Annotated in this window: 13 protein-coding genes; 7 read left to right on the top strand and 6 right to left on the bottom strand. The window is 69.1% G+C overall.

Translation table 11 applies throughout. The features are described from left to right. Window positions 1-8: 8 nt before the first annotated feature. On the bottom strand, window positions 9-1,019 hold the full coding sequence (locus tag QE449_RS02160; protein ID WP_027506122.1) for a putative zinc-binding metallopeptidase: 1,011 nt from the start codon (window positions 1,017-1,019) through the stop codon (window positions 9-11). Window positions 1,020-1,171: 152 nt separating this feature from the next. On the opposite strand from QE449_RS02160, the gene QE449_RS02155 reads away from it, so the two are divergent. Together QE449_RS02155 and nhaA are read left to right on the top strand one after the other, a co-directional pair. After that, the gene (locus QE449_RS02155; protein WP_056441116.1) at window positions 1,172-1,732 is read left to right on the top strand and encodes a Dps family protein; all 561 of its coding nucleotides are present in this window, start codon (window positions 1,172-1,174) and stop codon (window positions 1,730-1,732) included. Between the two features lie 85 nt (window positions 1,733-1,817). After that, window positions 1,818-3,692, top strand: coding sequence for a Na+/H+ antiporter NhaA (gene nhaA / locus QE449_RS02150; protein ID WP_373428359.1), 1,875 nt, complete (start codon window positions 1,818-1,820; stop codon window positions 3,690-3,692). 6 nt (window positions 3,693-3,698) lie between these two features. On the opposite strand, the gene QE449_RS02145 is transcribed toward nhaA, so the two are convergent. Both QE449_RS02145 and QE449_RS02140 read right to left on the bottom strand, forming a co-directional pair. Further along, window positions 3,699-4,784, bottom strand: coding sequence for a DNA polymerase domain-containing protein (locus QE449_RS02145; protein WP_027506119.1), 1,086 nt, complete (start codon window positions 4,782-4,784; stop codon window positions 3,699-3,701). 2 nt (window positions 4,785-4,786) lie between these two features. Beyond that, window positions 4,787-5,839 carry an ATP-dependent DNA ligase gene (locus QE449_RS02140; protein ID WP_307108105.1) on the bottom strand — a complete coding sequence of 351 codons (1,053 nt, stop codon included), beginning with the start codon at window positions 5,837-5,839 and terminating at the stop codon, window positions 4,787-4,789. A 53-nt stretch (window positions 5,840-5,892) separates the two neighbouring features. Between QE449_RS02140 and QE449_RS02135 the strand changes: the two genes are divergently transcribed. Next, window positions 5,893-6,504: a hypothetical protein gene (locus QE449_RS02135; RefSeq protein WP_056441104.1), complete on the top strand. Its 612-nt coding sequence runs from the start codon at window positions 5,893-5,895 to the stop codon at window positions 6,502-6,504. Next, entirely contained in the window at window positions 6,501-7,928 is a 1,428-nt protein-coding gene (locus tag QE449_RS02130) for an MFS transporter (RefSeq protein ID WP_307108104.1), read from the top strand. The genes QE449_RS02135 and QE449_RS02130 overlap by 4 nt, the downstream gene beginning before the upstream one ends. 3 nt (window positions 7,929-7,931) lie before the next feature. Here the strand turns inward: QE449_RS02130 and QE449_RS02125 are convergent, their stop codons facing one another. Next, window positions 7,932-8,510, bottom strand: a complete 579-nt coding sequence (locus QE449_RS02125) for a sigma-70 family RNA polymerase sigma factor (protein WP_027506115.1) — start codon at window positions 8,508-8,510, stop codon at window positions 7,932-7,934. Between the two features lie 231 nt (window positions 8,511-8,741). Here QE449_RS02125 and ilvD point away from each other — a divergent pair, with 231 nt between their 5' ends. Together ilvD and QE449_RS02115 are read left to right on the top strand one after the other, a co-directional pair. Next, on the top strand, window positions 8,742-10,475 hold the full coding sequence (gene ilvD, locus QE449_RS02120) for a dihydroxy-acid dehydratase (protein WP_027506114.1): 1,734 nt from the start codon (window positions 8,742-8,744) through the stop codon (window positions 10,473-10,475). Window positions 10,476-10,613: 138 nt separating this feature from the next. After that, on the top strand, window positions 10,614-11,081 hold the full coding sequence (locus QE449_RS02115) for a DUF6764 family protein (RefSeq protein ID WP_037185983.1): 468 nt from the start codon (window positions 10,614-10,616) through the stop codon (window positions 11,079-11,081). Window positions 11,082-11,167: 86 nt separating this feature from the next. On the opposite strand, the gene QE449_RS02110 is transcribed toward QE449_RS02115, so the two are convergent. Both QE449_RS02110 and QE449_RS02105 read right to left on the bottom strand, forming a co-directional pair. Further along, window positions 11,168-11,839: a S1 family peptidase gene (locus QE449_RS02110; RefSeq protein ID WP_027506112.1), complete on the bottom strand. Its 672-nt coding sequence runs from the start codon at window positions 11,837-11,839 to the stop codon at window positions 11,168-11,170. Between the two features lie 59 nt (window positions 11,840-11,898). Further along, on the bottom strand, window positions 11,899-12,660 hold the full coding sequence (locus QE449_RS02105; protein ID WP_307108103.1) for a DUF6319 family protein: 762 nt from the start codon (window positions 12,658-12,660) through the stop codon (window positions 11,899-11,901). 170 nt (window positions 12,661-12,830) lie between these two features. On the opposite strand from QE449_RS02105, the gene QE449_RS02100 reads away from it, so the two are divergent. After that, complete coding sequence (locus tag QE449_RS02100; RefSeq protein WP_027506110.1) at window positions 12,831-13,325, top strand: pyridoxamine 5'-phosphate oxidase family protein; 495 nt, start codon at window positions 12,831-12,833, stop codon at window positions 13,323-13,325. Window positions 13,326-13,341: the final 16 nt, after the last annotated feature.

Here is a 13,341-nt window from a genome sequence, read left to right as displayed (position 1 = left end):
GCGCCTGCTCAGACCTCGTCGGGGACGATGACGGAGTGGACGAAGCGCATCTTCTCCAGCACCTTTGCCGGCAGGACGAAGGGGTAGAGGTCCTGGTGTCCCATGGACCTGTTCAGCTGGTTGAGTGCCCACGTCAGCGGTAGCCACCAGTCGATGATCCGGCTGAAACCGACGTCTCCGGCCAGTGGCGCCTCGAAGGTGGATCCGGCGGGCGCGAAGGCGTAGGCCGCAGCGGTGTCCAGGGTGTCCCGGATGTGCAGGTAGTGGGCGAACGTCTCCGCCCAGTCCTCGGCCGGATGCATCGTCGCGTAGGACGACACGTAGTTCTTCTTCCAGCCGTCCGGTGCACCCTCGCTGTAGTGCCGATCCAGTGCCGCCTGGTAGTCGTCGTCCGGGTTGCCGAAGAGTTCCTCGAACCGCGCGCGATGCTCACCGCTGCCGATCAGCACCATCTGATAGAAGTGGCCGATCTCGTGCCGGAAGTGGCCGACGAGCGTGCGATAGGGCTCGTCCATCGACACCCGCAGCTGCTCGCGGTGCACGTCGTCGCTCTCGGCGAGGTCCAGCGTGATCAGACCGTTGGCATGACCGGTGATGACGTTGCGGTTGGCGCTCGAGAGCAGGTCGAACGCGAGACCACCCTCGGGGTTCTCGTCCCGCCCGATGATCGGCAGGTGCAACTCGTCGAGCTCGAGCACCACCCGGCGCTTCGCCGTCTCCGCGGAGGCGAACTCGGCGATGGCCTCCTGGTCGGAGTCGGCGGGCCGCGTGCGGGTGAGGGCGCAGGACAGGCACAGCGTGTCCCCGTCCGTCGCGTCGACCAACCAGTTGCACTGCGCCAACTTGATGTTGGCGCAGCGTCGCCAGGTGGTGCCGTCCACGACCACGGACAGATCGTCGTCGAGCACCTGCATGCTGCGACTCGGCAGGTGGAATCCCAGCCTGCTGTCACAGCTCAGGCAGATGGAGTTCTCGAACGACAGCTGTTGACCGCACTTGCGGCAGAAGAAGACTCGCATGACTCGTGGAACACCCTTCTCGACAACGCTACGACGCTCAGCCTACGCAGATGCGGGGTCGCTCCGGACCACACCGAGACCATGCCCCCGAGCCGGTGTGACCTGCGACGCCGGGGGGTTTGAACGAGGGGCCGACGGTGAATCCACGGTGCATGACTGACACGACGCAGAAGACGGCCTCGTACACCGTTCCCGGCATGGACGTCGCCGACGGTGCCCATGTGGCGGAGGTCCTCCAGGACCGCCTCAACGCCCTGAACGACCTGCATCTGACGCTCAAGCACGTGCACTGGAACGTCGTCGGACCCAACTTCATCTCCGTCCACGAGATGCTGGATCCCCAGGTCGAGGCCGTGCGCGGCTTCGCCGACGACGTCGCGGAGCGCATCGCGACGCTGGGCTCGTCCGCACTCGGCACCCCCGGCACCATCGTCTCGCAGCGCAAGTGGGACGACTACAGCATCGGCCGCGCGCCGGCCATCGAGCACCTCGGCGCGCTCGACCTCGTCTACACCGGCGTGATCTCGGACTACCGCGCGGCGATCGAGGAGGTCGGCAAGGTCGACCCCGTCACCGAGGACCTGCTCATCGGACACAGCGGCCAGCTGGAGCTGTTCCACTGGTTCGTGCGTGCGCACCTCGAGAACGCGGGTGGCCAGCTCTCGACGGCCGGCGCCGGTTCCGAGAAGGAAGCGGCACGCGACGCGAGCTGACACTCCGTCTCCACCGCACGAGCTCACAGCGCCGCACCCCGCGAGGGGTGCGGCGCTGCTGTAGTTTCGTGCGGTGACGGAGTCGATCACCGCGCATCGGACGCGGTTCAGAGGCCTGGTCGACAAGATCGCCGACGCGCGTCGGGGAGACAGCAGCGAGACCGTCGCTGCCGCGTTCCTCCTCGTCGCCACCGTGGTGGCGCTGATCTGGGCGAACTCGCCGTGGGGTGAGACCTACCAGTCGTTCTGGCACACCCCGCTGTCGATCACGCTGGGTGATCAGGGCATCGAGCTCGACCTGCAGCATTGGGTCAACGACGGTCTGATGGCTCTGTTCTTCTTCGTCGTCGGGCTCGAGGTCAAGCGGGAGTTCGCCATGGGCGAGCTCCGCGACCGGTCCCGCGCCGCCGTTCCCATCGTGGCGGCGATCGCCGGGCTCGCACTGCCCGCGGCGTTGTTCCTTCTCCTCAATCCCACCGGGCCCGAGGCCGCGGCGTGGGGTGTGGTGATCTCGACCGACACCGCGTTCGTGGTCGGGCTGCTCGCGGTCGTCGGACCCGCCCGAGCCGTGCGTCTACGCATCTTCCTGCTGACCCTCGCCGTCGCCGACGACGTCGGCGCACTCGCCATCATCGCGGTGTTCTACACCGACGAACTGCGGATCGGGCCCCTGCTCGTGTCCGTGGTGGGCCTCGCTCTGATCGCGTCGCTGCGCGGCCTGCGGGTGTGGCGCGGCGCGGGCTACGGACTCGTCTCGGTGGTCACCTGGGTAGCCATGTACGAGTCCGGCGTCCACCCCACTCTCGCGGGCGTCATGATCGCCCTGATCCTGCCCGTCTACCCGCCGCGGCGGCGTGAGGTGGAACATGCCGCCGCGCTGACCCGCGCGTTCCGGCAGTCCCCCAATCCGGAGTACGCCCGCGCCGCGCGGCTCGGACTCGAGCGCGCCGTCTCGGTGAACGAGCGGCTGATGCGGCTCTACCAGCCGTACACGGCCTTCATCATCGTGCCGATCTTCGCCCTCGCGAACGCGGGTGTGGTCCTGAGCTCGGAGACGCTGCGTGCCGCCGCCACGTCGTCGCTGACCTGGGGCATCGTCGTCGGCCTGGTGCTCGGCAAGTTCGTCGGCATCACGACGGCGAGCGTGGTGTTCGCGAAGCTCCGGCCGGGATCCATGACGCCGGGGCTCACCTTCCCGCAGATCGCCGGCGGCGCCGCGCTCTCCGGTGTGGGATTCACCATCTCGCTGTTCATCGTCGATCTCGCGCTGGACGACCCGGCTCTCGCGGACCAGGCCCGCGTCGGCGTGCTCAGTGCTTCCGTGATCGCCGCGCTGCTCGGCTGGCTGGTGTTCTCGCTCGGCAACCGATTCGCGCCGCCGCCCGCGGAACCGTCACTGGACCTCCTCCGCCGCGTGAGCCCGAAGCGGGACCACATCCGCGGACCGGTGGACGCGCCGCTCACCATCGTGGAGTACGGCGATTTCGAGTGCCCGTTCTGCAGCAAGGCGACCGGAAGCACGCGCGAGGTGCGGGAACACTTCGGAGACCAGGTGCGCTACATCTTCCGCCACTACCCGCTCGACGACTACCACCCGCATGCCCGGTACGCGTCCGAGGCGTCGGAAGCCGCTGCGGCACAGGGCAAGTTCTGGGAGATGCACGACACCCTGTTCCTGCACAGCGACGCCCTCGAGCGCGACGACATCGACCGCTACGCCGCGGACCTCGGGCTCGACATGGATCGCTTCGAGGACGACCTCCGGACCGGCGACTTCGTCACCCGCGTCGAGGACGACGAACTCGACGCGCTCACCAGTGAGCTACCGGGAACGCCGACGTTCTATCTCGGCGTCGAGGGCCGGGTTCCGCAGCGCCACAGCGGCCCCCACGACGCCGCGACCATCGTCCGCGAGCTCGAGGCGATGCGCGCAGCCGCCCGCCGGCCTGTCGCCGACTGACGTCGCCTACTCCTGCGCCCGGTTGCCGTCCTCGTCCCAATGGGCGGCCACCTTCTTCGACGGCTGGACGCGGGGCGGCTCGCCGGGCATCTTGGGGTAGTCCGGGGGGAAGTTGAGTTCGCCGCCGGGCAGCGTCTCCCACAGATCGAGCAGCGGAGCCAACGAGTACGCCTCGTCGTCCATCGACGCCCAGGGATCGCCGTCCTGCAGGTAGTCGGGGACGGTGACCAGGGAGTACTCACGGGGGTCGCTGGTCTCGGCGAGGCGCTCCCAGGTCAGCGGCGTCGACACCGGGGCGCCGGGACGCGCCCGCAGACTCCACGCACTCGCGATGGTGCGGTCCCTGTTGTTCTGGTTGTAGTCGATGAAGAGGCGCGCACCGCGCTCCTCCTTCCACCAGGCCGTGGTCACGCCGTCGTCGCGGCGTTCGAGTTCACGGCCCAGGCCGATCGCGGCGTGACGCACGTCCTCGAACGTCCACTCCGGCCGGATCCGCACGTACACGTGGATGCCGCGGTTGCCACTGGTCTTCGGGTAGCCACGAAGACCCAGTTCCTCCAACAGTTCTCGCGTCACCAGAGCGACGCGGCGGGCGTCGGTGAACGAGGTTCCCGGCTGGGGGTCGATGTCGATGCGCAACTCGTCGGGACGGTCGACCTCGGGCCGACGGACCGGCCACGGGTGGAAGGTCAGGGTGCCCATCTGGGCGGCCCACACCAGCGACGCCGGCTCGGTGGGACACAGTTCCTCTGCGCGCCTCCGGCTCGGGAACGTGATCTCGACGGTCTCGACGAAATCGGGTGCACCTCTGGGCAATCGCTTCTGATAGAAGCCGTCGCCACCCTTGTCCTGCGGGCCGGTGGCCAGGCGCATCCCGTCGCGATACCCGTCGGGCCAGCGCTCCATCGCGGTGGGACGGTCCCCCAGGGCACGCATCAACGGCTCGCCCACCGTCGAGAAGTACTCGCACACCTGCAGTTTGGTGATGTCCGGTGTGCGGTCCGTGGCCTCGTAGATGATGCGGTCCGGACTCGAGACCTTCACCTCACGCTCGCCGACCTGCAGCATCACGGGCGTCGACTTCGCGGCCACGGTCAGGGCCTCTCGAGGATGTCGGAGACGTCGTAGTCCGCGGGCACGTCGAGCTGGTCGTACGTGCAGCTCAGCGGATCCCGGTCCGGGCGCCAGCGGACGAAGCGCGCGGCGTGGCGCAGCCTGGACTTCTCCATCTGGTCGTAGGCCACCTCGAGAACCCGCTCGGGCCGCACCGGGATCCATGTACGGTCCATGCCGGAGCGCCAGCGGGTCTGCTCGCCGTCGGAGACGATGTCGTCACCGAGCCGCAACGGTTCCAGTTCCTCGAGGTAGGACAACCGCTTCGCGTCCGTGAACGCGGACGCGCCGCCGATCATCTGGAGCTGGTCACCGTTGTAGAGACCCAGCAGCATCGACCCGATACCGTTGCCGCTCTTGTGAATGCGGTACCCGATGAGAACGCAGTCGGCCGTGCGGGCGTGCTTGACCTTGATCATCTCGCGCTTGTTCGGCACGTACACACCGTCGAGCCGCTTGGCCACGACCCCGTCCAGTCCGGCTCCCTCGAACCGGTCGAACCAGTCGGTGGCCAGAGCGGCGTCCGCGGTCACGCGCGTCACGTGGCACCGCGGCTCGGTCCGACCCGTGTCGAGGATCGTCTCCAGGCGGGCGCGCCTCTCGGCGAAGGGAAGACCGGTCAGATCCTCGTCACCGAGAGCCAGGAGATCGAAACCGATGAACTGCGCGGGGGTCTTCTCGGCCAGCATCCGCACGCGACTGTCGGCGGGGTGGATCCGCTCGGACAGCGAGTCCCAGTCGAGCCGCCACGATCCGTCGGTCTCGAGAGCGACCACCAGCTCGCCGTCGACGACACATCGTTCGGGCAGTTCCTCGCGCACGGCGTCGACCATCTCCGGGAAGTACCGGGCCAGGTCCTTACCACCGCGTGACCCGAGCACCACCTCGTCCCCGTCACGGAAGACGATCGTGCGGAAGCCGTCCCACTTCGGCTCGTAGGACCACGCCGGATCCCCCGGTCCGGGCTGGTCGGGGACCGCCTTGGAGGCCTTGGCGAGCATGGGCTGCAACGGGGGTGAAACGGGGAGGTCCACCGTTCAATACTTACACGTCGGACAAACGGCGCAACGGGCTTACAGTGTCGTCCATGACGATTTCTCGGCGACCGGGAACGCGGCGCGCTCCGGCCGTTCTCCTCGTGCTGACGGCGGTCGCCCTGCTGGCAGGATGCTCGTCGACGATCACCGGTACCCCCGTCGCTCAGCAAGGCTCCGTACCCGCGTCCGAGGTGCCCGAATTGCCGAACGATTCGATCCTCCCGCCGGTCCCCACCACTCCGTCCGGCACCGGCGGCGACGTCTCCATCGACGCGCAGGCGGGTGACTGCGTGCGTCTCGGCGGCACGGTCGACGAGGCCACAATCGAGGAGGCCGCGTGCGGGTCTCCCGAATCGAACTACCGCGTGGTGTCTGGCGAGGTCTCCACCGACTTCTGTCCCGGTGACGTCGACCAGACGTACTACGAGACGCTCGCCGGCATCGAGCAGGGCGCGCTGTGCCTCGACATCGACTTCGTGGTCGGGGGATGCATGGATCTGGGCACGCCCGACCCGGAGCGCTCGGACTGCGACGCCCCGATGATCGGCGGTGTCCGGGTCGTCGACGTCCTGCAGGGCACGACCGACGCGTCGGAATGCCCGTCGTCACGCAGTTACGTCTACGACGAGCGCGCCTTCGTCGTCTGTCTCGACGACCAGTGACCTCGCCCCCGCCGACCGTCCCCCTGTCGTCGGCGCGCGGCCGGTGGATCGTGCTGGCCACGGTGCTGGGATCGACCCTGTCGCTGCTCGACGGAACCGTGGTCACCATCGCCCTCCCCGACATCGGGACCGAACTGGGCGCCGACGTCAGCGGGCTGCAGTGGACGGTCACCGGCTACACCCTGACGCTTGCCGCGTTCGTGCTGCTGGGCGGCTCACTCGGCGACCGTGTCGGACGGCGGCGCATCTTCGTCCTGGGCACGATCTGGTTCGCGGTCGCGTCGGTCGCGTGCGGTCTGGCGCCGAACGTCGAGTTCCTCGTGCTCGCTCGTGTCGTGCAGGGCATCGGCGCGGCGTTGGTGACGCCGGGTTCGCTGGCGATCCTGTCGGCCTCGATCGACCCGAAGGATCGGGGTGCGGCCATCGGCCTGTGGTCGGGCTTCGGTGGCGTCGGGTCCGCGGTGGGCCCGCTGCTGGGCGGCTGGCTCGTGGAGATCGCCGGGTGGCGATCCATCTTTCTGCTCAACGTGCCGCTCGCCGTCGCGGTCGTCGTCGTCGCGTTGCGCCACGTGCCCGAGACGCGAGACCCCGAGACCTCGGGCCGACTCGACCTCCCCGGGGCTGCCGTCGTCGCCCTCGCTCTCGCTGCACTGACCTACGGGGCGATCGACGGACGGTGGCCGATCATCGCGATCGGCTTGGTCGGCATGGCCGTGTTCGTGGTCGTCGAGCGCCGAACGGCCCACCCTCTGGTGCCGCCGTCGCTCTTCTCGTCCAGGGTCTTCGTCGCGGCGAACACCGTGACCTTCGCGGCCTACGCCGCGCTCGGCGGCGTGTTCTTCCTGCTGCTGCTGCAACTGCAGGTCGCGCTCGGCTACTCGGCCCTCGCCGCCGGCACGGCGACACTGCCGATCACCGCGGCGCTCCTCCTGCTGTCGGCGCGCGCCGGCGCGCTGGCCGGCCGCATCGGACCTCGTCTGCCCATGACGGTGGGACCACTGGTGGCCGCGGTCGGGCTGGTACTCATGATCCGCATCGAGCCGGGATCGACCTACCTCGGTGCCGTGCTGCCGGCCGTCGTCGTGTTCGGCGTGGGGCTCTCCCTGCTCGTGGCGCCACTCACCGCGGCCGTCATCGGTGCGGCACCGGCATCGCACGCGGGTACCGCGTCCGCGGTGAACAACGCGGTCGCGCGCACGGCTCAACTGCTCTCGGTCGCCGCGATTCCCGGCATCGTCGGCATCTCCGGGCAGCTGGATCCCGCGCAGTTCTCGTCGGGATTCCGCGCCGCGATGCTCATCTGTGCGGCCATGCTGGCTCTCGCCGGGGCACTCGCCGCCGTCTCGATTCGCACACCTCGCCCGACTGGTCGCACACCGACGCACTGCGACGTGTCCGGGCCGCCCGTGACGGACGGCCGCTGACGGTCACTCCGCCAGGCAGGCCACGCGGGGATCGACGCGCATCTTTGCGAGTGCGCTGCGGATCCGCGACTTCATCGTCGACACCGGCACGCCCATACGATCGGCGGCCTCCGCGTACGTGAGACCTTCGAAGAACGCCATGAACAGGCATTCCCGCTGCCGGCCACTCAGTTCCTGCATCGCGTCGAGCACCGGACGGCGGTCGAGGAAGCGGTCCGACGTGTCGTGGATCCCCACGGCGGCGTCGAGCATCGCGTACTTCGACTCGCGATCGGTCCGCGACTGCTCGGACCGCACGCGGTCGATGGCTCGCCGGTGCGCCATGGTCACCAACCACGCCGCCGGCGACCCCTGTTCAGGCGAGAACGTGGGGGCCTTCTGCCACACCTCGAGGTAGACGTCCTGGACGCACTCCTCGGAGAATCCACGATCGCGGAGCACCCGGAGCACGGCTCCGTAGACGCGGGAGGACGTCGCGTCGTAGAACCGGGCGAACGCCTGACGGTCACCACGGCCGACGGCCTGGAGCAGAGCCGACAGTTCCGCCGTCGAGCGAGCCGCGGGCCGAGGCGCGGGAGACACCGCAGAATCATCCGTAAGCGGCTGTGCAACAAGTGTATTCACGGTCTTCACCTCGATCCGTCGAACGCGGGACGTGCTCTCGATAGGCATGACGATGCCAGCGCTACCACGCGGTAGCGCATCGCGAGTGTCGCGATCGGGTCACTGGTTGATAACGGAACGGTCACGGTGGCTGAGGTCGAGTCCGGTGCCCGATGATCGGTGATTCCGGTGCGGTCTAGGGTTTTTGCCATGAGCAGCACCCCCGCAGACGCCACCACCTCCACCAGCGCCGACACGGCCGACGTCAAGCCCCGCAGCCGCGACGTCACCGACGGTCTCGAGAAGACCGCAGCGCGCGGCATGCTGCGCGCGGTCGGCATGGGCGACGCGGACTGGGGCAAGTCCCAGATCGGCGTCGCGTCGTCGTGGAACGAGATCACCCCGTGCAACCTCTCGCTCGATCGCCTGGCGAAGGCGGTCAAGGAGGGTGTGCACACGGGCGGCGGCTATCCCCTCGAGTTCGGCACCATCTCCGTGTCCGACGGCATCTCCATGGGCCACGAGGGCATGCACTTCTCGCTGGTCTCCCGTGAGGTCATCGCCGACTCGGTCGAGACCGTGATCAGCGCCGAGCGCCTCGACGGCTCCGTGCTGCTGGCCGGCTGCGACAAGTCGCTGCCCGGAATGCTCATGGCGGCCGCGCGCCTCGACCTCGCGAGCGTCTTCCTCTACGCGGGCTCCACTCTTCCCGGTTTCGCGACGCTCTCGGACGGCAGTGAGCACCAGGTCACCATCATCGACGCGTTCGAGGCCGTCGGCGCCTGCTCGCGCGGCCTGATGTCGCGTGAGGACGTCGACACCATCGAACGCGCGATCTGCCCCGGCGAGGGCGCCTGTGGCGGTATGTACACCGCCAACACGATGGCCAGCGCGGCCGAGGCCATGGGCATGTCGCTCCCCGGCAGCGCCGCCCCGCCCGCTCCCGACAAGCGTCGCGACGGATTCGCTCGTGCCAGCGGCGAGGCCGTCGTCGAACTGCTGCGTCGCGGCATCACCACGCGCGACATCATGACGAAGGAAGCGTTCGAGAACGCCATCGCCGTCGTCATGGCCTTCGGCGGTTCCACGAACGCCGTGCTGCATCTGCTCGCGATCGCGTACGAGGCAGGTGTCGAACTCACCCTCGACGATTTCGTCCGCGTCGGCGCCAAGGTGCCGCACCTCGCCGACGTGAAGCCGTTCGGCCGCCACGTCATGACCGACGTCGATCGCATCGGCGGCGTTCCCGTCGTCATGAAGGCCTTGCTCGACGCCGGCCTGCTGCACGGCGACTGCCTCACGGTCACCGGCAAGACGGTGGCGGAGAACCTCGCCGACATCGCCCCGCCGGATCCCGACGGTCTGGTGCTGCGCGCGATGAGCGAGCCGATCCACCCGACCGGCGGCATCACGATCCTGAAGGGCTCGCTGGCTCCCGGCGGCGCCGTCGTGAAGTCGGCAGGCTTCGACTCCGACGTCTTCGAGGGCACCGCCCGCGTCTTCGAGCGTGAGCGCGCCGCGATGGACGCTCTCGAGGACGGCACCATCACGTCCGGCGACGTCGTCGTCATCCGGTACGAGGGCCCCAAGGGCGGCCCGGGCATGCGCGAGATGCTGGCGATCACCGGAGCCATCAAGGGCGCGGGCCTCGGCAAGGACGTCCTGCTGATGACCGACGGTCGGTTCTCGGGTGGCACGACGGGCCTGTGTGTCGGGCACATCGCTCCCGAGGCCGTCGACGGCGGACCGATCGCGTTCGTCCGCGACGGCGACCGCATCCGCCTGGACGTCGCGAACGGCACGCTCGACCTGCTGGTCGAGGACGCCGAGCTCGAGTCACGCAAGGCGGAGTGGGCACCGCTTCCGCCTCGCTACACCCGTGGCGTGCTGGCCAAGTACTCCAAGCTCGTGGGGTCCGCGTCGCAGGGCGCCGTCTGCAGCTGAGACCGCGCGGTGACAAGACCGTGACCTGACCGTGACCGTCGGCAGAGTTGGCTGATACCCGGCGGGGGCATTCTTCGAGGACAAGACGCGGCAACGATCGTTGCCGTCGATCGTTTTCGGGAGAGGGCAACCCACGTCATGTCAGTCGTCAAGAGAACCATCGCCGGAGCGTTCACCGTCGCACTCGGTGTCGCCGCATTCCTGCCCGCCACCGCCTCGGCCGCACCGGTCACGGCATGCCAGGCACCGTTCGGTGCGGACGCCGTGCCCGCCGGTGGCCTGTGCTCGGCGACCAGTGACGCCTCCAGCGCCGCTGCCGCCTACGGTGACGCGTCCGCCGACGCCAGCCGCAACGCCCTCGCCCTGGCGCTCGGCCTCAACGGCGGCATCGCCAGCAGCTCGGCCGTCGGTTACGCGGCACCGGCCGCCATCGCGTTCGGACCGGGTTCCGTCGCCGAGGCACTCGGCCTGAACCCGGGTCTGTCCATCGCCATCGCGGCACCGGGCTCGACCGTCACGGTCGACTCCCTCGGCGGCGTCACCTGCGACGGCCCCGGATTCGCCGGCGACCTCACCACGCTGAAGGCGTGCCTGCGCGTCAACTGATCCACAGCTCCACCCAGCCGACACGACGAAGGCCGTGACCCCCTCTCGGGAGTCACGGCCTTCGTCGTGTGGCTGGGGTCCGGCGATCAGCCCGTGACGGTGAACCCGGTACCGACGCCGCCGCCGCGGTTGATGTCGTCGAGCACCGTCTGGATGTTGGTGCCCACCTCGGGACCGATGCACGGGATGCCCAGGTACGCGTTGACCATGCCCACCAACGTGGTGCCGGCGACGACCGGGCCGCCCGAGTCACCCTGCTGGACGCAGATCTGCGTGTAGGTGCGGTCGTTCTGGAAGAGCTCCCCGTAGGTGATGCCGCACGTGTTACCGGTGGTGCGGCCCTCCTTGCACATGATGCCGGGGAAGGTCGCGGGCGCCCCCACGCCCGTGATGGTCACGTTGCCGACGCGGTTGGTCGGTGCGACGCGGCCCCGATCGAACTCGATGACGGCGTAGTCGAGGCCGGGGACCGAGCTCACGATGCGGCCGACGGCGCCCGCGTCGGGCAGGTACTCGGCGCCGATCAGATCACCGGGAACGCCGCAGTGACCTGCGGTGATGCCGACGAGTCGACCGGCGGCGTCGTTGCCGATGGTGGTCAGTGTGCAGTCGAACTTGCCCTTGCCGGTGCTGTCTGCGACGAGCACTCCGGATCCGCCACCGAGCACGGCGACGGGTGCGGCCGACGCGGTTCCGGCGCCGATCCCGCCGGCGAGCGCCAGCGCTGTGGTGGCAACGAGCACGAGTTTCTTGAGCATGTATCCCCTCCGAGGTCACGCACACCGTAGCAATACGCGGGACCCGGAACGCGACGCTTCTACTGGTTCTTCAGTCGATCGAGCGCGCGGCGTGCCTCGTCGAGTTCCCGACTCAGGGCCTCGACCCGCTCGAGCGCGGCAGCACGAGCCGCCTCGATCTTGTCCTCGACGGCAGCGGAAGCCACATCGTCGCCCAGTTCGCGGATCGCGCGGAGGACCCGGTCTGCCGTCACGTCCGACGGCTTGGCCAGCTTCTTCGCACCGTGCGACACGGTGACGGTCCACTGATCGTCGGGCCCCGACGTCACGGTCACCGACACCGGCGCGGGCTGCGCCTTCGTGCGCCGAGCCGGCCGAGCCGCGGGCTTCACCGACGTCTCCGGCGCGAGAGCCGGCGTGGCCACCGACTTCTCGGGTGCTGCTTTTACAGGCACGGGAGTCTCCGATCGGGGCGTCGCTGCATGTGGGACGACGGGGGGTGGGACCACGGCGGGGTGGGTTGTCGGGCGCGCCGCCGTCGTGCGCGGAGCGACCTTCGTGGCTTTGCGCGCCGGCGCCGGCGCGTCCTTGCTCAGACGCAACTCGTCCGCCTCGTACGGCAGCTGGTCGTCGATGCCCTTGGGGCTCACCGTCACCGTGGTGCCGTCGACCGAGATCACCCGCGCCGAGGCGCCCGCCTCGAGGCCGAGGGACGGCGTCGCCTCCCGCAGGTAGACGGTGACGCGGCGACCGGCCGCGAGCCCCGCCTCGAGAGTCGCGAGGTCCTCGGCGGACAGCGCCTCGCCGGGTCGGGGGGCGCGGCGCCGGGCGGGAGCGCTCATGATCGGGTGCCTCTCGTCGTGAGTGGAGCGGGTCGTGGCTGGGGATCGGCGAGTCCGGGCGTGGGGCAGAACGGACGCGACAGAAGTTTTGCACGACCCACCGACACCGTTCGACGCACCGAGCCCTGCACGTCCGGTTGCGCCACCACCACCGCGGGTAGCCGTGCCCCATGACTACTGACGAGAGAACCGAAGGCACCGCCCGCGTCGCAGAACTGCTGTCCGACGCGAAGCTCTGCATGTTCACCACCCACGGCACCGACGGCCACCTGAAGGCGAGGCCGATGGCCCTGCAGGAGACCGAGTTCGACGGCGATCTGTGGTTCTTCGCGGCGAACGACTCGAGGAAGGTGGCCGACATCCGCTCCGATCCGTCGGTCAACGTCTCGTTCCAGTCGGGCACGTCGTGGGTCTCGCTGTCGGGGCGCGCGAGCGTGGTGCTGGACGACGCGAAGAAGAAGGATCTCTGGAGCCAGGGCGTCGCCGCGTGGTTCGAGAACGGTCCCGAGTCCGACGAGGTCGTCCTCATCCGGGTGGAGTCGGAGGGAGCCGAGTTCTGGTCGGCGCCGGGGTCCAAGGTCTCGACGCTCATCGCGTACGCCAAGTCGCGCATCACGGGCGACAAGCCGGACGTGGGTGACAACGAGAAGGTCGACATGTCGTGACGGATGCACCACTTCG

This window comes from Rhodococcus sp. SORGH_AS_0303 (assembly GCF_030819335.1).
Lineage (GTDB): Bacteria > Actinomycetota > Actinomycetes > Mycobacteriales > Mycobacteriaceae > Rhodococcoides.
The sequence above is the reverse complement of the archived record's forward strand: the minus strand, read 5'-3'. Positions and strand labels throughout refer to the sequence as shown.

Bases quoted from the DNA above. Each gene is read 5' to 3' on its own strand.
- QE449_RS02160 (WP_027506122.1), bottom strand. From the start codon at position 1,019: ATGCGAGTCTTCTTCTGCCGCAAGTGCGGTCAACAGCTGTCGTTCGAG.
- QE449_RS02100 (WP_027506110.1), top strand. From the start codon at position 12,831: ATGACTACTGACGAGAGAACCGAAGGCACCGCCCGCGTCGCAGAACTG.
- QE449_RS02155 (WP_056441116.1), top strand. From the start codon at position 1,172: ATGACTGACACGACGCAGAAGACGGCCTCGTACACCGTTCCCGGCATG.
- ilvD (WP_027506114.1), top strand. From the start codon at position 8,742: ATGAGCAGCACCCCCGCAGACGCCACCACCTCCACCAGCGCCGACACG.
- QE449_RS02135 (WP_056441104.1), top strand. From the start codon at position 5,893: ATGACGATTTCTCGGCGACCGGGAACGCGGCGCGCTCCGGCCGTTCTC.
- QE449_RS02115 (WP_037185983.1), top strand. From the start codon at position 10,614: ATGTCAGTCGTCAAGAGAACCATCGCCGGAGCGTTCACCGTCGCACTC.
- QE449_RS02110 (WP_027506112.1), bottom strand. From the start codon at position 11,839: ATGCTCAAGAAACTCGTGCTCGTTGCCACCACAGCGCTGGCGCTCGCC.
- QE449_RS02105 (WP_307108103.1), bottom strand. From the start codon at position 12,660: ATGAGCGCTCCCGCCCGGCGCCGCGCCCCCCGACCCGGCGAGGCGCTG.